Origin of the sequence: Paenibacillus sp. VCA1 (assembly GCF_031583795.1) — a bacterium.
Taxonomy (GTDB): Bacteria; Bacillota; Bacilli; order Paenibacillales; family Paenibacillaceae; genus Paenibacillus_AQ; species Paenibacillus_AQ albilobatus.
This window is the reverse complement of sequence record NZ_JAVLSX010000016.1, coordinates 30,311-49,456: the sequence shown is the minus strand read 5'-3', so window position 1 is coordinate 49,456 and position 19,146 is coordinate 30,311. Positions and strand designations below refer to the sequence as shown.

Below are 19,146 nucleotides of genomic sequence, written 5' to 3'. Positions count from 1 at the left end.
GCAAAAAAATCAATGACAATACATCATGACAAAATACGAAGCGGCCTTTATAATGCGCAAATCGCATTTGTATCAAGACAAAGGAGCCGTTTCCCGGTCGGATGGACCGAGAAGCGGCTCCTTCTTTTGCGGAACAGCCAAGAAAGTTCCTGGCTCATTCTTCCTCCGACGCCTGCTTAGCGTGGTTGAACAGCTGCTCATAGTAACCGTGCATGGCGATCAGTTCATCATGCGTGCCTTCCTCGACCGCACGGCCGTCCTTCATGACCAAAATGCGGTCGGCATGCATCACCGTTGACAAGCGGTGGGCGATGATCAGCGTCGTCCTTCCTTCGGATACGGTTTGCAGGGCGTTTTGCACCAGCTGCTCCGTCTGCGAGTCCAGATGGGCCGTCGCTTCATCCAAAATGAGAATCCTTGGCTCGAACACCATGATGCGCGCAAAAGAAATCAGCTGCCGCTCGCCCGCGGACAACCCGCTGCCCCGCTCGGACAGCTGCGAATCATAGCCTTGCGGCATCCGCATGATCATGTCATGCACGCCGACCTGCCGGCAGGCCTCCATGACCTGCTCCCGCGGGATGTCGTCCTGGAAAAGCCTGACGTTATCCAGCACGCTGCCCGAAAACAGGAACGGCTCCTGCTGAATCAGGCCGACCAGCCGGTGAAGCTGCTGCTGCGGGATGTCGCGGATGTCGACATCGTCGATCCGGATGCTGCCCCGGTTGACGTCATAAAAACGGTTCAGCAGGCTGATCAGCGTACTTTTCCCGGCCCCGGTCGTGCCGACGATCCCTACCATCTCCCCAGCGGACAGATGCAGGTCGAGATCGGGAATGACCGGACTCGAAGGCGCATAACCGAACGTGACATGGTCAAAATCGACTTTTCCCCGCGTTTTTTCCACGCGCAGTTCGGCTTTGCGCTCAGGCCGCGGATCCTGGACCTCCGGCTCGGTGCTGAATATTTTCCAAATCCGGTCCATGGACACCATCGTCGATTGAAACGTGTTCCACTGCATCGTAATTTGGTTGATCGGCTGGAAAAATTGCCGGATATAGCTCGTAAAAGCGTACAAAACGCCGACCTCGACCGACTTATGGAATACGGCCATCCCGCCGAGCCACACGACCAGCACCAAGGCAAGGTTGCCCAAAATATCGAAGGTCCGGTTGAACAGGACGTTGGCACGCACCTCCCGCATGTTGCCTTCCCAATAGCTTTGGTTGTGCTCGTTGAACCGCCGCGTCTGTTCTTCCTCCTGGCGGAAGGCTTGGATCAGCCCCATGCCGGACAAATTTTCGGCGATGAAGCCGATCAGCCGCGAAAGGCGGCTGCGCGTCACCTGGTAAGCCTGACGGAGATAACGCCGGAACATAAAGGCGACCAAGCCGATCACCGGCAAAATCGTCAGCGAATACCATGCCAGCGTCGTATCAAGACGGAACATGAAATAAATGATGAGTACAAGCGTCATCCCGTCCCGGATAAGGCTGAGCAGCACCTGCGTAAAAAACTGGCTGATCGTCTCGGTATCGCTCGATACGTTTGTGACCAGGCTGCCGCGATGGACCTTATCAAAATACGACATGGACATTTTGGAAATATGATGGAACAAATCCTTCCGGATTTTCGCCACGATGCTTTGTCCCGCGAATTGGAGCAAATTGTTTTGCAGATAGGTGAACAAAAAGCTGATCAGCGAGATCGCTAAATAAATCCCGGCCATCATTGCGATAAAGCCGAATTCCGCTTTCCCTTTGGCCAGATGGTCGTCGATGACGATTTTGACCAGGTAAGGCTGCAGCAGATCCGCCGAAATGCCGAGCAGGGCGCAGACGAAAATGGCGGCGAACGTCAGCTTATGCGGTTTGGCATAGTTCACGACATGTTTAAACGCCGCAAACGATTTGCTTTTCTGTTCATTGGAAACGGCGTTTCCGGCCGTCGCGGTTGCCGAAGAACTAGGCATGCTGCAATCCCTCCTGCTGAATGCGATGCAAGGAAGCGTACAGTCCGTCACGGCACGCGAGCAGCTGCTCGTGGCTGCCCCGCTGCACGATGCGCCCTTCCTCCAACACGATAATTTCGTCGGCGTGCCGGACACTGCTGATGCGGTGAGCGATGATAAGGGTCGTTTTGCCCCGCCGCTCCCGGATCAGATTGTTTAATATCCCCGACTCGGTGAGCGTATCGACCGCGCTCATGCTGTCGTCGAGAATCAGCAGCTCCGGTTTTTTCATCAAGCCCCGCGCCAAGCTGGCCCGCTGTCTTTGCCCGCCCGAAAGGGTTAGGCCGCGTTCGCCCAGCTTCGTCTGAAAACCTTCCTTGAATGTATTCACGCTGTCCAGCAGTAAAGCCTGATCCGCTGCGCTGCGGATTTGCTGCATATTCGCCGACCGGTCGCTGAACGCGATGTTGTCCGCTATATCCGTGCTGAACAAAAATCCGTCCTGCGGCACATAACCGATTTTACGCCGCAGCGTGTCCAGCGATACGTCCCTGATATCCTCCCCGCCCACGCGGATGCTGCCGGCGGGAGGTTCATAGATCCGCAGCAGCAGCTTCGCCAACGTCGATTTCCCGCTGCCCGTCCGCCCGATGAGTCCAATCGTCCGGCCTTTGCGGATCGTAAAGCTGACATCCTCGAGCGCTTTTTCCGAAGCTCCCGGATACGCAAAATCCAAATGGTTAATTTCAATATCCCCAATCGAGCTGAGCTCGACCGCCGAATCATGGTCGCGAACGCTCGGCACTTCCGCCAGCAGGCGGTTTACCCGCTCCAGCGACGCCCCCGAACGCTGCATCATGTTGATGACGTTGCCGATTTGCTGCAGCGGCCCCATCAACATCCGCAAATAAAACGTCAGCGCCACGAAGCTGCCCAGAGACAAATGATGCCCAATCGTCATATAACCGCCAACGAGCAGTGATACGACAAGCGACAACGCGCCGAGAAACGGCAGGATCGCCTGAAACAAGGAGGACATGCGCACGAGGCGGAGCTGCGCCTCACGGACGCCGTCCACCGTGCGGTCAAACCTCCGCTGAGCCGTTTCCTCGATGGCGAACGTCTTCGTGACCCGAATCCCGCCGATTTGCTCGTCCGCGGATTCCGTCATCGTCGCCAGGTTTTCCTGGACTTTCATCGATCGTTCCCGGATCCGCGGCCCGAAATAGATGACAAGAAACGGAATCAGCACCAACGGGCATACGCTGACCAGAATCAGTACGACCGGAATGCCGGTGATCAGCATCATCGCCACGCAGGAAACGACCATAAACACCGCGTTGGTCGTCTGCGTCACGCCGAAGGATATCGCCTCGCGCACCGAAGTTACGTCGTTCATCACGTAACTCAGCAGCTTCCCGGTGCCCTGCCTCGAGAAAAAATCCTCGCTTAACTTTGAAAACTGGGCAAATATGCGGCCGCGGGTAATAAACTCGAACCGCCGTCCGAGCCTCATGATCGTATACTGCCCAAGCCCGAACATGATCCCGTAAGATACCGCAATGGCCAGCAAAATCAGGCTGTACTGAATGATTCCGTCCCGTCCCAGCGTGCCGTCCTTGAGCCCATCCGTTACCTTTCCCAGCATCTGCGGGAGCAAGGACTGGTCTACGTTCGATAAGATGATGAGCAGCACGGCGGTCAAGTAGAGCAGCTTGTTTTCCTTTAGATACTTGGTGAGAAGTTCAAAGTTTCTCAAAATGTCGTCCCTCCTCATGCTTGAAGCGGCATCGTTCTTAACGTTCATTCTTCAACTAAAATATAGCACAATTAAAAAATGCCATGGGCGGCGCAAGGCGAACACCATGGCCGCAAAGCGTTGATATCACTGAACTTTTTTGCCGCCAAAAAAAATTTACGGATGATGAAAACGCTCTATCCGACAATGTCTTATAGATTTTTCCTATTTATTTTATAGATTTCATATATTTCAATTATAACAGAACATGTGTCAAAATCATCCCAACGAACATAAGGGGGTGCTTCAAATGGAATCGATGAATCAATGGAAGCCGCTTGATTACGACCGGAAGCTCGGATTCGTATCCGAATACGGGAAAGATTTGCTGTCCTTGCTGAATCCTCAAAAACACGAGACCATCCTTGACTTGGGCTGCGGCACGGGCGACCTGACAAGCGAAATCGCGGCATCGGGAGCGGAAGTGATCGGGCTCGACGCTTCTTCGGCCATGATCGAACGGGCCAGGGCAAAATATCCGGAGATCTCCTTTCGTACGGGTGACGCGCAGCGCTTCGACACGGATCGGCTGTATGACGCCGTATTTTCGAACGCGGCGCTGCATTGGATGAAAAATGCCGAAAATGCTGCGCAAAGCGTCATTCAAGCGCTGAAACCCGGCGGGCGTTTCGTGGCGGAATTCGGCGGGGCGGGAAACGTCGGCGCCATCGTCCGGGCCATCGTAGGCGTCTTGACCCGGGACTACGGGATCGATGCCGCCGCGAGAAATCCGTGGTATTTTCCCACTCCCGCCGAATACGCCGCCCTGCTGGAGCGCCAAGGTTTTATCGTCCGCCTGTTGGTCTATTTTGACCGCCCCACGAAACTTCCGGACGGGCAAAAAGGCATGCTTAGCTGGCTTTCGCAATTCGGCGGCCCGTTTTTCGCAGGATTAACCGCCGAACAAATCGGCGACGCTTGCGGGAAAATCAGCCGAGAGGTGCTAGGATCGCTGTGGAAAGACGGGGCGGTATATGCCGATTATAAACGTCTGCGGGTGGTGGCCGAAAAACCGGCAGCAGCAAACTGACCCGTTCGTCGCCGGCATAGGTACAAAAAAAGGACTTCGATCCGCCGGTAGGTTTGGCCGATTGGCTAAACGCATCCCCGGCGGGAAGTCCTTGTACTCATTTTAACGAGGCCGATGCGCATCCAGCCTTAGTTCATCGCTACCTTGTCATTCATATCGCCCGTTTTTTCGCAACGGGAATCCAAATTTCGCTCCTGTAGTTGGGCGAGGACGTATCTTTGCTCTCGTTCCACAACAGTTCGGGACCTTCAACCGCTTCGTAACCCGAGGACGGGAACCATTCGGAGTAAATCCGTCCCCACACCGATTGCAAGGCATCGGGAAAAGTCCCGACCGCTTCAAATACGGCCCAAGTCAGGGCCGGAACCTCCAGCGAAGACAGATGGTCCGGACACTCAGCCGTTGTAGCCGCTCCGATGTAATGATCAAGTTCGCCTTGCTCGTTCATCCGTCCTTCCGAAAAATTCGCCGACGCGCTGATCAGCCCCCGCGGCTCGACGTCGGACAATTGTTTCAGCAAAGAGATCGTCCCTTCGTCCAAACTCGCCCACATCGAAGCAATTTCCGCGTTCACCCCGTTGAAAACGATCGGCACCCTTTTTTTCAAGCCCACGATGCGAAACGCCTCTTTTTCTTCCAAACGATAGTTCATTTCTTCTCCTCCTTCAACGGATAATCGGAAGGCCATGGGAGGGAATGCTTTTAGCGAACGGCCGCGGCTTCGCGCTTCCGACGGCGAAATGCCGTGAAACTGCTGGAATGCTCTGGCAAACGCATCCGCCGACTGATATCCGTATTTAACGGAAACGTCGATCACCTTCATCCCGCCTTCGGCCAAATCGAATGCAGCCCGGGTCAGGCGCCTGCGCCGGATGTATTCCGAAAGCGGAATCCCGGCCAGAAAAGAAAACATCCTTTTGAAATGATATTCCGAGCACAATGCCAGCCTGGCCGCCTCCTTGTAGTCGATGTCGTCGTCCAGATGGTCTTCGATATACTTGATGGCCCTGTTCACCTGTTTCAGCACATCCATGTTCATGACCTCCTTCGCATCCAAGAATAGCAGGTTAAAGAAATGTGTATCCGACGATCCGTGCCCCATGTTGCAGGGTCGTTCGCGGGGACACGGGAAACTCTAATCCCGGAAACTATAATAAATAAAAAAACGGCAGCCCGCAGGAAGATCATATCGTCTCCCGGGCCGCCGCGCGGAGTTATTTCTCCCCGATATAGCGATTGCTTCCGGCTCCCCATCCGGCGAGCATATATACGATGCCGACCGCGACCAGCAAAACGATGGCCGCCGTCCAGCTGCCGGTCAGATCGTGGACAAAGCCGAACAGCAAAGGGCCGACTGCCGCCAGCAAATAGCCGATCGATTGCGCCATCCCGGATAGTTCCGCGGCCTGCTGGGAATTATGGGTGCGGAGCACGAAAAACATCGTGCACAAGCCAAAGGCGGAGCCTGTCGCCATGCCGATCGGAATGACGGCCGCGGGCACGAGCGCCTCGACGCCGGTCAGAAGGAACGTAAAGCCGATCATAAAGCATAGGAACGTCAGGAACACGAGCAAACGCTGGTTTTTGAATTTGGCTGCAAGCACGGGCACGATAAACGTTACGGGGACGCTAAACAGCTGCAGCAGCGAAAGCATCCAGCCCGCCGTCGAAGAATCCATCCCGCGCTCGGTCAAAATCTCCGGCAGCCAGGCAACCACGGAATAAAATACAAAGGATTGCAATCCCATCACGACGGTTACCTGCCAAGCAAGCTTGGAACCCCAGACGCCGCTTTTGCCTGAAACCTTCACCTGGGCCGCCTGATGATGATACCGGAGCTGCGGCAGCCAAACAAGCAGCGCCGCGGCGGATAAAATTCCCCACACCACAAGCGAACCTCTCCAGCCCGAATGCAGGTGGGAGGCGACCGGAACGCTGATCCCCGAAGCCACCGCCGCGAAAATGTTCATCGATACCGAATATATCCCCGTCATAATTCCCGTGCGCAGCGGAAAATCCCGCTTGATCAAGCTTGGAAGCAGCACGTTGCTAAGCGCGATGCCCACGCCAAGCAAAATCGTTCCGGCAAACAAGGCGGTCAGCGACGGAATGAACCGCAGCAGCACGCCGGCCGTTACGGCAAGCACCCCAAGGAACAACGTCCGTTCCATCCCCCATTTGCGCGAAAGTTTCGGAGCGAGCGGCGAAATGACGGCAAAGGCCAGCAGCGGAAAAGTCGTCAGCAAGCCGGCGAGCGTGTGCGACATGCCGGTATCGCTGCGGATTGTTTCGATCAGCGGTCCCACCGCCGTAATCGGCGACCGGAGCGTCGTGGCGATCATGATGATCCCCAGCAGCAGCACCGCCGCTTTCACTCCTGTGGATGCCGGCTCGTTGCCCGGTTTGATTTTCGTTTCGGTTGCGTTATTCATGATGTTGTTCATTTCCCCCTTGTGTATCTTGTAAAAGTATCGAGCGCGAAGCGTTGATATACTCGCGGACGGCTTCGGCCGCCCGGTCTTCGTCCCGGTTGGCGATGGATTCGACCAAACGCGCGTTGAACTCCGAGTGGAGCTGCAATAAACACAGACGGCTGCTGCCGTATGTAACGACCTGAAGCACCGCTTCGCTAATGGAATCATAGAGATCGCTCAAAATCGAATTATGCGCCGCCGCGATGATTTCTTTATGAAAAGCATAGTCGGCCTGGACGTGTAATTCGATATCCCCGCTGGCTTCGGCCTGGATGCATGCTTCGTAAGCCGAGCGAATTTTTCCGGTATCCTCCGGCGTTCTCCGCCGCGCGGCGAGACGGGCTCCCTCCTGCTCCAAAGCCGACCGCACTTCAAGCGTTTCGCTCAGTTTTGAACGTTCCAGCCTGCGCGTCAGCACCGGCTTTAAACTGCTGGCCGAGCATACGTAGGTTCCGTCCCCCTGTCTTGTCCGGAGCAACCCCGCATGAATGAGCGCGTGAATCGCCTCCCGGATCGTGTTCCGGCTGACGCCCAGCTCCTTGACAAGCTCGGGTTCGGCAGGAATCCGTTCTCCCACGGGCCAAGTCCCGTTTTCGATAAGCTGCTCCAACTGGGCCACAATTTGTTCGACAAGCGTTCGTTTCGTTGGGCGCTGTAATGTCATCGACATGTCCTCCAAACATCGGATGTTTGGTTCAATTATATCACAAGCTTTGATTTTTGCACTAGTTTCAGAAAAAAAATCCGAAAAAATCTGAAAATAACCGCGTCGATAACAGCAAAAAAGGCTGCTTGGGATAAGCAGCCCTTCTCATAAAAAAATGCATGGTTATGCCTGAAGCTCGCGGCGTTCCGACGCCATTTTGTTTCTATGCCATTCAGGCAGTTTAATGAACAAGAAATTGTAAATTTCGACGAGTGCCACCGCGCCGATTACGTCCATGATGACATGCTGCTTCATGAACAACGTCGACACGATGATAAGCAGCGACATGCCGGTGATCAAAGTGACGTTTTTGCCGTTGCGGGCCGGACTCTTCCAGATCATCCGCATGACCATGTAGCTGGAGAAGCAGTGGATGCTCGGGAAACAGTTAAACGGCTCATCCCGGTTGTAAATAAACCGCGACAGCATCGCAAACGGATCGTTCCCGGTGACGACAGGCCGCGGGACGGTCGTTTGGAACACCATATAGATGACGTAACACGTTAACGCGCAAACCGTATACAAAAAAATGGACCGGTAAAACGAAGGACGGTCGCGGAAGAAAAAATAGACGATGCATACATAAATGTAAAAAATCCAAACTCCGTACGGCACCGCAAAGTATTTGATGAAGGGGGTGGCCCTATCCAGCGGCGTGACAAGCGAATACACGTTATCCGTCGGCTGGTTCACCAGTTGGTAAAGACTCCCGAGAACGGGAAAAACGAGCATCAGCAAGAGAGGAGCCCAGCGGAGCAGCTGCTTGGGAATCCTTTTTTTGAGCCATGACATATAATCAGTACCTTTCAATTTCGAAATCGGGTTTTGGACAAACGGCATATTTCAAGAAAAACCTCGCTGAATCATTGTACTCCGCCATCCGCCATCATTCAACACCGATAAATGTAGATATTTCGTGAAGATAACGGCGCTAGCGCCATATCCGGACGTAATCCGTTCCCATTTGCAAAATGCTGGACTCTCCCCGCAAATCATGGAATTTGCTTTAATAGCGATACTTTCTTAATAATATAAAAAAGAGCCTTTCGCGCCCGATCGGCACGAAGGCTCTTACCTTATGCATGCTAACGTTTCAATTTCCGATTGTTGATCCACAGCGGAATGCGGAAAAGCAGGTTGATGAGCAGTACCACAACGACCAGTACGGCGGCAGAGCGCTGCGCAATCGATGCGGCATCCTCGACGATCGCTTCCGACTGCACGTACCAAAGATGGACGGCCAGCGTTTCGCCCGGCGAAAACAAATTGAAGTCCCACATTTCGCCCGACGTGCTGAGGCCCGCCGTCAGCAAAATGACGGCCGATTCGCCGAAGGCGCGGCCCGCGACCAGACAAATCCCCGTAATGATCCCCTGCAGCGCCATCGGCAGCACGACGGTGCGGATGCATTGGAATTTGGTCGTTCCGAGGGCGTAGGAAGCGTTTTTCACGTCGTGAGGCACGGCGCGGACGGCCTCTTCCGTCACCCTGGCCAGCATCGGCAAATTGAGGAAAGCGAGGCTGACCGCGCCGCCCAAAATCGTCAATCCGATCTGAAAATATTCGGCGAAAATGGCGAGGCCGAGCATCCCGAAGACGATGGACGGAACGGAAGACAGGCTCTCCACGCAGATGCGCAGCACTTCGGTGAATTTATTTTCGGGCGCGTATTCGGCCATGTAAATTCCGGCGCCGACGCCGATCGGAATCGAAATCGCCAGCGACAAAAACAAAATGTAAAAAGAGTTGAACAGGACCGGTCCGATTCCGCCGCCGGGGTCGATGTCCTCCGGCAGTTTCGTCAAAAATTCCAGCGTCAGGCCGGGAAGGCCTTTGCTGAGAATCGTGAACAACAGCCAAAAGATCAATAGCAGCACCAGCGCCCCCAACCCATAAAAAGCGCCCGTCGCAAGCTTGTTGTACGCAAGCGATCTTTGCATTTTGCGGCTTTGCGCCGTCGGCGTCATGCTTTGTCACTCCCCTTCCGTCCGAGATAGCGGATAAACAGGATCAGAAGGAACGAAATGACGAGCAGCAGAAAAGCCATCATATGGAGCGCGTAGTTCCAGGTCGAATCGAACTCGACGTTGGAGATTTGCATCACGATGTTGCTCGTCAGCACGGACGCCGGAGTAAACAGCGTCTTGGCGAGCTGCGCCGTATTCCCGATGACCATGACCACCGCCATCGTTTCCCCGATCGCCCGGGTCATCCCCATAATGATCGCCGCAACAATCCCCCGCCCCGCCGCCGGAATGACGACCCTCATGATCACCTGCAGCCGCGTCGATCCAAGCGCGTACGCCGCTTCCCGGTATTTTTTCGGCACCATGGAAATGGCTTCGTCGCTGATCCGGCAAATGGTGGGCAGCACCATCAGGGCAAGCACCAAAGCCGCGGCAAGCAGCCCGTCGCCCAAGTTTTCCCCGCTCATTCGGCGCAGGATCGGGATCAAGACCGTCAGGCCGAGATACCCGTATACGATGGACGGGATGCCGACAAGCAGATCGAGCACCGGACGCATCATGTTACGCATCCATTTCGGAGCGATTTCGGCGATCAAAACGGCCAAACCGACCGCCACCGGCACCGCCATGACGAGCGTTAAGCCCGTCAAGGACAACGTGTTAATGATGATGCCGGCCGCCCCGAAATGCTCGTCTTCCGGCGTCCAATTCAACGACAGGAAAAAATCGGCAAAGGAAATATGGGCGAAGGTCAATAACGCCGTCTTGCCGATAAAAAAGATGACGAGCCCCAAAACAAAGCAAAGGGCCAAAATGCTGAACAGGAAATAATACTTGAACAGCCGGTTCGCGAATCGCGCTCGAACGTAACGGCCGAACCGCCCGTCGGACGGTTTCGCGAGCGGTCCCGTATCTTCGGGCAGAAGTGGCTGGACAGACGTGCTCACAAATGTTTCCTCCTATAAAGCGGCCAGCCCTTGGTTCAGGACTGGCCTCTAAGTATCCATGATAAGGTCAAGGCTTACTGCCGCTTACGGCATTAGCGCATCGCCGAAATCGGAATGAACTTCAGTTTTTTCAGGGAACCTTGCTGGAATTTTGCGCTTTGCACGTATTCGATGAACGCTTTCGTCGCGCCTGTCGGCTGTCCTTTGGTCATGTAATAACCGTACGCCCAAATTTTGTACGTGCCGTTGATGACGTTGTCCGTGGTCGGAGCTACGCCGTTGAAGCTGAGAGCTTTTACGTCGCTGTTCACATATACCAGGTCGATGTATCCGATGGCGTTCGGAGTCGTCGCCACGGCCGTTTTCATGTCGCCGCTGGAGCCGACTTCCTTGTAGTTTTTATCCTTTTTCACGATGTCGCCGCCTGCCAGCGCCTTAGCCTGGTAGTTAACGCGCGTGCCGGAACCGAAGGCGCGGGTGATGACGACGATATCCGCGTTGTCTCCGCCGACTTCCTTCCAGTTCGTGATTTTCCCGGAGTAGATGCCTTTCAGCTGCTCGGTCGTCAGGTTGTTGACTTTCACGTTTTTGTTGACGATCGTCGCGAAAGGAATCACCGCAACTTTGTTGGCAACTTGGCCGTCAAAGGCTTTAAAGCCGGGAACGTCCATGCTGGCGTCCCAATCGCAGGCGCCGATGTCGGCGATGCCTTTTTTCACCGCCTGTGGTCCGGTCACGGAGCCTTTGCCGGAAGCCGCGATTTTAACTTTCGGATTGAGCTTTTGGAATTCCTTCGCCGCTTGCAGCGTCAAGGGCAGCAGCGCCGTTGAGCCGTTGATCGTAATTTTGCCCGACAGTCCCGAAGCGGCCGATGCCGAGCCGACGAGGGTGGATACGGCCACGAGCGAGGCTGCGGCCAGAAGCGATATTTTTTTGAATAATTTCATGGGAATAATCTCCTCTCGATCTGCGTTATTATTTGGTGAGCTGGCTGGCTTTTCCGTTTTGGATCACGAACACTTTGCCGTCCGCGACGACCGCCACGCGTGTGCCGTCGTCCGAGATGGCCACGCCGGTAATGTCCTCTTTGGTTTCGTATACTTCGGTTTTGACGCCTGCCACCAAGCTGTAAACCTTATAGCTTCCATCAGCGGTTATGCCGGCGGCAACCAGATTGCCGGTCGGGCTTGCCGCACTGATCGTGACGTCCACATCCGCGATCAGATCCTGGGCGATGCCGCTTGCGGAAACGGCTTTGATCGCGCCTTTTGCGTTCGGGTTGTCGGCATCCGCGCTCAAGAAAGCCACGCTTCCATTACTTAAGTAAGCCGGATAAAGTTTGTTGTCCCCGGATGCGGTCAGCGCAACGGGTTTCGCGTCCTTCACTCCGATTTCCAACGTATAGATCTGCTCTCCGGCGCCGGAATAATCAATTTTGAGGGAATCCTCGGTGCTGTCTTTGTCGCTTTGGGCCACGCCCGTCACGTTTACGATGTAAGTGATTTTCTTTTCGTCGGCCGAGACGCGCACCTCGGATTTATTTTCGACCTTGTCGGCCAAAATCTCGGTGATCATGCCCGTATCCACGGAGATGCAGGAGATCTTTTCCTGTTTGTCGCCTTGGACGAAATAGATTTTTTTGCCGTCCGCCGTCCAGGTCAAATCCGTCTTGACCGACGTGTCGGCCCCTAGCTTATGCGGTTGCCCTCCGTCCAGGTTAAGCAGGTAAAGCTGTCCGTTATCGTCCGTATATGCCGCCAGGTCTCCGTTCGGAGAAATTGCCATATTCGATGCGTTCGGGTCCGAAAATAATAAGCTTGAGCTGTAATCGGAGTTTAGGCGGTACACCTGAGCCGGATCTGCATCTTCCTTCACGGCAATGACTTGACCCTTGGCGTCAAACGAAGCGGAAGCGAAACTTCCCGCCACTCTTTCGGCTGTCAGGATTTGCAGCGTTTGCCCGGCAGCGATGATTTCGCCGCCCAGCGCCGTTACGACTGGTTTCAGCTCAACGAAAGCACGGTTGTCCTGCATGATTGGCGCGGCTGAAAAGGTGCGCGCTTCGCCGTCGAGTTTGAATGTTTTGGAACCCGTTTGCAGCTGCAAGCTGTGCCCGTTTTTGCCGGTGCTGAACGTGACGGCGCCTTTTGACGAGGTTACGGCGGCACCGTAAATTTTCGCCAGATCGGCAAGCGCGATCAGCTTTCCGTTACCCGCCTGCAGCATGGAAACGGATTTTTCCTGGCCGTTGACGACGATTCGCTCGCTCGTTACGGCAAGCTTAGCCGATGATGCTTGGGACGCAGTGCTTTTGTCCTGCACCCGCGCGGCCGCGGCATCCACGGTTCCCGCCGACAGTGCGGTCGTGACGAACGCCGCCGCGGCAATGATTTGCAACATTTTATTGTTTTTCAAATGGCTCACCCTTTTCTTCATCGCTTCAGTGGATCTAGGTCTATTTTCGTATAGATTTGTTAGAAACGATTGATTGGTATGTTATGGAAACATTAAATATTTACCGTTGTCATTTGGAAAAATAGGTATTATCCTAGTTAGAAACAGAGCTTTTCCAAGAAATATGGCTAATGGTGGAAGTTTATGTATTAACTCGATGTTAACTGAAGTGATGGAGGCCAAAAATCGTGTATGTCATTGCATTTATTGTATCGCTTGTTATCGTGCTCGCATTGATACCTCCCCTGCGGAAGCTGGCGATCCGATTCGATTTCGTCGACAGGCCGACGAGCCGGAAAATCCATAAAGAGCCTGTCCCTCATTTGGCGAGCATCGCCATTTTCCTGGGATTCATGATCCCCTACGTCATTCTGAGCCGCCAATGGGATTTGGAGATGGCCGGCATCATTGCCGGATCGCTTCTTATTCTGGGCATCGGCATTGTGGACGACTGGTACAAAACCCGCGGCAAAGATTTCCCCGCCCTGCCTAAAACGATCGTGCAGGTGGGCGCGGCCGTCATCGTCTACTTCTGCGGCATTTCCTTCGTCGGCGTGACGATTCCGTTTACGGGGCACATGGTCGTGTTTCCGGAATGGCTTCAATTCATCCTGACGATCCTGTGGATCTTCGGCGTGACGACGGTCATCAACTTTATGGACGGCCTTGACGGGTTGTCGGGAGGCGTAGCGGGCATTTCGGCGCTTACCTTGTTCGTCGTCGCGATTGCCAAAGGCCAGACCCAATCGGCCATCATGGCGATCATCCTCGTCGGGGTTGCGCTCGGGTACCTGAAGTACAACAAGCCGCCGGCCAAAATTTACATGGGGGACGCGGGAGCGACGTTTATCGGATTCATGCTTGGCATCATCGCGCTGGACGGAGCTTTCAAGCAGGTGACCGTCATCTCCATTTTGGTGCCGGTGCTGGCGCTGGGCGTACCGATCTTCGACAACATTTACGTCATCATCAAACGTTATTTGAACGGAAAACCGGTATACAAAGCGGACCGCAGCCAGCTTCACTACCGGTTGCTGTCTTGGGGACTGAGCCCGAAGCAGGCCGTCTTGTTCATTTACTTGATCAGCGCTTGCCTGTCGCTTTCGTCCATCATTTTAATGCTGTTGAGCAAATCTTCGTAATGCAAAAAGACCCGAATGAGGAGCATGGATCATTTCCTGCCTCACTTCGGGTCTTTTAATTTTAACGGGACGCGCTGCCTGCCGAAGACTTTCCCACGGATTCACCTTTTACGAGCGTTACGTAAATGCGCTCATGTTCCACTTTTTCGCCGGAGATGATTTTGATCAGCTGTTCCGACGCGAGCGCCCCCCATTTTCGTTTGGAATAGTCGATGGTGGCAAGCCGCGGCTGCATGTACCGGGTCAACTCGATGTTATCGAAACCGATCAAATGGATCTGCTCGCCGATGTTGAACTCCGTATCCGCAATCCGGTTGCATAATCCGATCGCCATTTCGTCATTCAGGCAAAACACCGCCACGGGCTCCGTGTACTCCCGCATGATTTGCTCGGCCGCCTTTTCACCGCCGCTTTTTTTGAAATCGCCCTGAATTTCGATCCATTCGATGTCGCTGTGCCGGTCCGCCACCATTTTGACGGCTTTCATGCGCTGAATCGAGTCGAATGACCCCTCCGGCCCGGAAACGACATAAATCTTTTGATGTCCCTGCTCAACCAAATATTCGGTCGCCAGCGTGGCGCCGGCCTTGTTGTCCAGCAAAACCTGGTTGATGTTCGGATGCTCCAGCTCGCGGTCCAGCACGACGATTTTATGGTTCCGGTCCGCATATTTAAGCAGCTCGTCGCTGGTGAACGTATGGTCCAATATGACCGCACCGTCGATCAGCCGCTCCGGAAGCATGCGGTGGGACTGTCTGCCGCTGCATACAATGAGATCGTAACCCTGCGAATTGCAGACCTCCTTCATGCCGTCCAGCAGTTCCCCGTATACGTCCCCTTTAAAGTCCGCCAGAAACACGCCGATAATTTTCGTCTCGCGCTTTTTCAAGGTTCTGGCCGCGGCATTCGGAACATAATTCAATTCTTTGGCGATCGCCAGTATTTTCGCGCTGGTTTCATCCGTTACCTTGCTGCTGCCGTTCAAGGCGTAAGAGACGGTCGAGATCGAAACTCCCGCTTTCTTAGCGATATCCTTTATGCTTACCAATTTGTCCTCGCTCCTTAACCTGTTGTTCGCCGGGGATATCGAGGACGGCGGCTCTCCGCCGCCGCCTCTTTTCATCGCATAACCCCGCATCTGTTCTTGATTGCTTGTTTGAACCTATGGAAAACGGCGATCCGCAAAGATCTCCAAAATATTTACATAAAAATTTCAAATACGTTATGATGACCGTTCATCGCCTGTTTCAAAACTTCCCCGGAAATGTGTACGCCGCCTTCGCGGTAAGGGTTGGCCGCTCTTTCGGCGTTCAGCGGACTTCCGTTCAACGTTACGCGGCTTAGGGAGGAGCCGGTAATACGATAGATGAAGGTTGCCTGTACCCCGTCGTATTCGAAATCAAAATGAAGTCCGTCCAGCGAAGCCGGCAGGACAGGGTCGATCGTAAGGCCGCCTTTGTCCTGGCGAATGCCGAGGGCGTTCGAAATCAGCTGGTTCATGTAAATCCCCGGGCCGCTGGAATAGATCCGCCAGCCGCCTTTGACCTGCACCTTGCCGCTGCGAAGGTCGTCAAAATGCGTTTGCGCTTCGTAGCGGTTGTTGAACTTGCCGTCCGAGCTGCTGAAATAGGCGTTGCTTTGCCGGATTTCCGCATTCGGCACGACATCGCGGATGCCTACCGGGTTAATGACGTTCAGTCCGTTCCAGACATCCTCCGCATGTCCCAGCTTCGCCATCGCTTCGACGAACCGGATGTGGGCGTGGACGTATTGAAGCCCGACTTCACGGCCGAAGTTGGAGGCCTGCTCGGCCCGCTTGAAATGCGTGCTGACGCCGCCCGCGTACCCGGCAGGACGGTTCATCAAACGCACGCCGTCCGGGAAAAACAGCTTTTCCTTGATCAAGCGGTAATGCGATTTTGCCCGCTCGGGATCGATCAGCTCCGCGATCATGCTGCGCGTCATCGGAAGCAGGCGGTACTGGATGCCCGTCTCGGTGTCCGTCGGATGAAGCATCAGCTTCGCCGAAGCCGGATCTTCCATGTAAAGGAATCCCGGAATGACGTCGGTTTGCAGCATGTAACGATTGTAATCCCGCTTGATGCCCGCAGCCATTTCCTGAAGCTCGGCCGCAAAGGACGGCTCTTCGGAAAGCAGCGCGGCGGACAATTGGGTTAAAGTCTGGTACGTCAGGGCCACCGTCCAGCTGCTGACCATATATTTTTTGAGCTGGGCGTTCGCCGGCTGCAGCGTATCGTCCCAGTCCCCGTCGCCGTAAGCGGACAGGTACGTATCATGCAGGAAGTGGCTGCGGATGTACCCGATTTCCTTCACCACATGCTCCAGCACCGTAAAGGTTTGTTCCGTAAACCGGAAGCTTCCTTTAATGGTATAAGAAACCTTTTCCTTTAAAATACTGAAATCTTGGGTAGCCGTCAAATAATCGCTCAGCACTTTAAGCGGCCACACGATAATATCGCCATGGCTTTCCTCCTGCTGTACCTTCGCGTAGCGGTCGAACATGAACCACTGCGGCCAGTTTCCGTCATCCTCGTATTGGTGGGAATACACGGTCAGCAAGATGTCTCGGACCTGTTCGAATTTTTGCGTGGCCATAAAATATTCCGAAGGTCCTTGGCATACGTCGCGCGTTCCCCATGCCGCGCCGCCGTATTGCTCCAAACCGTGCGGAACCGAATAATGGACAAGCATGTTATGCGTGTACCACCAGGCAAGGGCGTTAACTTTGAACAATCCGGCCCCTTCGGCTCCGTCGGCCCCGGTCAGGCGGAATCCGTTCATGACTTGTTTGTAAAAATCGCGATACTTCGCAATCTCTTCCCCGATGTTTTTCTCAGCCGCAGGCACCTCTTCCCCGTCCAGCAATCCTTGAACGGTAAGCGTCCACTCCCGGGCGGCATCGATTTGCATCGTGCACAGCGACGCGCTGCCGGCCGGAACGCCTTCGGCAAGGACGGTTTCATCGCCGATCGCGGCGGCGGCGCCCTCGAGCCACATGCGGTACTGCAAGTTCGGATATGCCTCTTTGCGAATGTCATCCTGTCCGCCAAAGAAGGTAAGGAGGCCGTTTGCGTTCGTCATGCGGACCGGCCCCTCGAATTCGTTCACGTTCATCGTCACTTGGCTGGTCACGAGGAAACGGTACGGCTTGCCGCTTTCAGAGCGGACGTGAAGCCTCACTTCCGGCGTATCCACGGTCGTAAAATTGGTGATGATCAGCATGTCGTCGGCCGTTTTGTAATACCAGCGCACATAGTTAAAGCCGATCTCGAAGAGGGACGGCATCGTCAGCAGACGGTACTTTCCATCCGTTTCAACGTAGATCCGCTGGCCTGCGGTTTTCGGCACGTTCAGCGCGTTCCGGGCATTGCTCATCATTTTGTTGAAGTTCGTATTGCCTACCACCAGATGCGAATTGAAAATACCGTACATATAGGATGTGGTCGTGATGACCTTGGCCCCGAACTTCACATTGTTTCCGCTCATCAAAATATGTCCGTGCGGACGTTCAACCAGCAGTTCTTTTTCTTTTAATACGACATGCTCGTAGGAATCGGTGAAAAACGCCAGAAGTTGTCCGCCTTCGCGCTCTTCCTGATGTCTTTGATGTGCCGGGAAACGCTCGTTTACTTCCTCCTCCGTCAAAGAGAGGGTCTGCAGCGGTTCGCCGAGCAAGCTTTTGAAGCGAACCGGCGGCAATGGCCGCAGCACTTCCTTTTCCCCTTCCGCCAGATAGGCTTCCCACGCCTGCTGCACCTCGGCTTTATACCCCAACTCCGTTACAGCCGCCGCATGATCTTCCTTGAACAGGCCGTAAAATACGAAGCGCGCTTCGCCGTTTAACGTTACCCGCCCGGATTGGAGCGCGGTATACGCAAACTCGTATTGATAGATTTCGTTTGCCAGATTGGGTTCGCTTAAACAGAAAGGAACGTTCGTTTCCTTGTAAGACAAGCCGAAAAATTGAAAGCCGTCCGTCGAATAGCCGGCCGCGCGCGTTAAAGCGCCCTGCTGGATGTACGGGAACGCCCCGCCGCTTTGCGGCATGTTTTGCCTGGAGCAGACGACGTAACCGTAATCTTCATCCTCGAAGACGGCATGATCGATATATTGGGACAGGTACGCTTCGTTGCTGCGCACGGCTCCGATATCGGCATTGCCGAGATCCTGTCCGTAGATGACGTCGATGCTGACCCCTTCACCGCGGGCAACCACGTCCCAGAACCAGACGCCTTGTGCCGACAAAGCAAAAGTAACGCGGTATTCCACGCCACCGGCTTCCCCTTCCCAAATCATCCGGTTTTCCCCGGCGCTGACCTTGCTTTGGGAACGGATCCCGAGCAGAGGGTAAAACGAAATGCCCGACTCCCCGTGTATACGCAGGTACAGGTTATTCAAAGCTCCTTCAATCGGGTTCGCCACCAGTTGGTTAATCATGGTTCCGCCGCATAAGGCTTGATGCAAATCGCCGCTTTCCCAAAAGGTGAATTTCAAATCACCCGCTTGAATGTTTAGCTTAGAGTTCGTAATCGTAGCTGTCATATGTTTGTTAATCCTCCTAACCTTTGAAATAAACCGGCGGTATGTCGTTCAGAGCGGCCCGCGCCGAAAGGGCGCAGTAGCCCTGTCGGTCACGGGCGCTCCTATTTCGTCCTA

Annotated in this window: 14 protein-coding genes; 2 read left to right on the top strand and 12 right to left on the bottom strand. The window is 54.5% G+C overall.

Annotated features, from left to right (window positions below; all coding sequences use genetic code 11):
• Window positions 1-154 precede the first annotated feature (154 nt).
• Complete coding sequence (locus tag RJP21_RS27035) at window positions 155-1,972, bottom strand: ABC transporter ATP-binding protein (RefSeq protein WP_310862041.1); 1,818 nt, start codon at window positions 1,970-1,972, stop codon at window positions 155-157.
• Entirely contained in the window at window positions 1,965-3,710 is a 1,746-nt protein-coding gene (locus RJP21_RS27030; RefSeq protein ID WP_160045119.1) for an ABC transporter ATP-binding protein, read from the bottom strand. Before RJP21_RS27030 ends, RJP21_RS27035 begins: the two co-directional genes overlap by 8 nt.
• Window positions 3,711-3,999: 289 nt before the next feature.
• On the opposite strand from RJP21_RS27030, the gene RJP21_RS27025 reads away from it, so the two are divergent.
• The gene (locus RJP21_RS27025) at window positions 4,000-4,779 is read left to right on the top strand and encodes a class I SAM-dependent methyltransferase (RefSeq protein ID WP_310862040.1); all 780 of its coding nucleotides are present in this window, start codon (window positions 4,000-4,002) and stop codon (window positions 4,777-4,779) included.
• A gap of 151 nt (window positions 4,780-4,930) precedes the next feature.
• Here RJP21_RS27025 and RJP21_RS27020 read toward each other — a convergent pair whose 3' ends face one another.
• The 8 genes from RJP21_RS27020 to RJP21_RS26985 form a co-directional block, all read right to left on the bottom strand.
• Entirely contained in the window at window positions 4,931-5,812 is an 882-nt protein-coding gene (locus tag RJP21_RS27020) for an AraC family transcriptional regulator (RefSeq protein WP_310862039.1), read from the bottom strand.
• Between the two features lie 181 nt (window positions 5,813-5,993).
• Window positions 5,994-7,211, bottom strand: coding sequence for a CynX/NimT family MFS transporter (locus RJP21_RS27015; protein ID WP_310862038.1), 1,218 nt, complete (start codon window positions 7,209-7,211; stop codon window positions 5,994-5,996).
• The gene (locus RJP21_RS27010; protein ID WP_310862037.1) at window positions 7,204-7,917 is read right to left on the bottom strand and encodes a FadR/GntR family transcriptional regulator; all 714 of its coding nucleotides are present in this window, start codon (window positions 7,915-7,917) and stop codon (window positions 7,204-7,206) included. The genes RJP21_RS27015 and RJP21_RS27010 overlap by 8 nt, the downstream gene beginning before the upstream one ends.
• Before the next feature lie 165 nt (window positions 7,918-8,082).
• On the bottom strand, window positions 8,083-8,751 hold the full coding sequence (locus RJP21_RS27005) for a phosphatase PAP2 family protein (RefSeq protein WP_310862036.1): 669 nt from the start codon (window positions 8,749-8,751) through the stop codon (window positions 8,083-8,085).
• A gap of 293 nt (window positions 8,752-9,044) precedes the next feature.
• Window positions 9,045-9,926 carry a phosphate ABC transporter permease PstA gene (gene pstA, locus RJP21_RS27000; RefSeq protein WP_310862035.1) on the bottom strand — a complete coding sequence of 294 codons (882 nt, stop codon included), beginning with the start codon at window positions 9,924-9,926 and terminating at the stop codon, window positions 9,045-9,047.
• Window positions 9,923-10,873, bottom strand: a complete 951-nt coding sequence (gene pstC / locus RJP21_RS26995) for a phosphate ABC transporter permease subunit PstC (RefSeq protein WP_397386292.1) — start codon at window positions 10,871-10,873, stop codon at window positions 9,923-9,925. Before pstC ends, pstA begins: the two co-directional genes overlap by 4 nt.
• Window positions 10,874-10,965: 92 nt before the next feature.
• Window positions 10,966-11,820: a phosphate ABC transporter substrate-binding protein gene (locus RJP21_RS26990; protein ID WP_310862034.1), complete on the bottom strand. Its 855-nt coding sequence runs from the start codon at window positions 11,818-11,820 to the stop codon at window positions 10,966-10,968.
• 28 nt (window positions 11,821-11,848) lie between these two features.
• Window positions 11,849-13,288: a stalk domain-containing protein gene (locus RJP21_RS26985; protein ID WP_310862033.1), complete on the bottom strand. Its 1,440-nt coding sequence runs from the start codon at window positions 13,286-13,288 to the stop codon at window positions 11,849-11,851.
• Window positions 13,289-13,512: 224 nt separating this feature from the next.
• Here RJP21_RS26985 and RJP21_RS26980 point away from each other — a divergent pair, with 224 nt between their 5' ends.
• Window positions 13,513-14,469 carry an MraY family glycosyltransferase gene (locus RJP21_RS26980; RefSeq protein ID WP_310862078.1) on the top strand — a complete coding sequence of 319 codons (957 nt, stop codon included), beginning with the start codon at window positions 13,513-13,515 and terminating at the stop codon, window positions 14,467-14,469.
• A 61-nt stretch (window positions 14,470-14,530) separates the two neighbouring features.
• Here the strand turns inward: RJP21_RS26980 and RJP21_RS26975 are convergent, their stop codons facing one another.
• On the bottom strand, window positions 14,531-15,517 hold the full coding sequence (locus RJP21_RS26975; RefSeq protein WP_160045128.1) for a LacI family DNA-binding transcriptional regulator: 987 nt from the start codon (window positions 15,515-15,517) through the stop codon (window positions 14,531-14,533).
• A gap of 152 nt (window positions 15,518-15,669) precedes the next feature.
• Entirely contained in the window at window positions 15,670-19,032 is a 3,363-nt protein-coding gene (locus RJP21_RS26970; protein WP_310862032.1) for a GH36-type glycosyl hydrolase domain-containing protein, read from the bottom strand.
• Window positions 19,033-19,146: the final 114 nt, after the last annotated feature.

Coding starts and splice junctions, on each gene's coding strand:
- RJP21_RS26970 (WP_310862032.1), bottom strand. CDS start 19,032: ATGACAGCTACGATTACGAACTCTAAGCTAAACATTCAAGCGGGTGAT.
- RJP21_RS27010 (WP_310862037.1), bottom strand. CDS start 7,917: ATGACATTACAGCGCCCAACGAAACGAACGCTTGTCGAACAAATTGTG.
- RJP21_RS27020 (WP_310862039.1), bottom strand. CDS start 5,812: ATGGATGTGCTGAAACAGGTGAACAGGGCCATCAAGTATATCGAAGAC.
- RJP21_RS27035 (WP_310862041.1), bottom strand. CDS start 1,972: ATGCCTAGTTCTTCGGCAACCGCGACGGCCGGAAACGCCGTTTCCAAT.
- RJP21_RS27025 (WP_310862040.1), top strand. CDS start 4,000: ATGGAATCGATGAATCAATGGAAGCCGCTTGATTACGACCGGAAGCTC.
- RJP21_RS26990 (WP_310862034.1), bottom strand. CDS start 11,820: ATGAAATTATTCAAAAAAATATCGCTTCTGGCCGCAGCCTCGCTCGTG.
- RJP21_RS27005 (WP_310862036.1), bottom strand. CDS start 8,751: ATGTCATGGCTCAAAAAAAGGATTCCCAAGCAGCTGCTCCGCTGGGCT.
- RJP21_RS27015 (WP_310862038.1), bottom strand. CDS start 7,211: ATGAATAACGCAACCGAAACGAAAATCAAACCGGGCAACGAGCCGGCA.
- pstA (WP_310862035.1), bottom strand. CDS start 9,926: ATGACGCCGACGGCGCAAAGCCGCAAAATGCAAAGATCGCTTGCGTAC.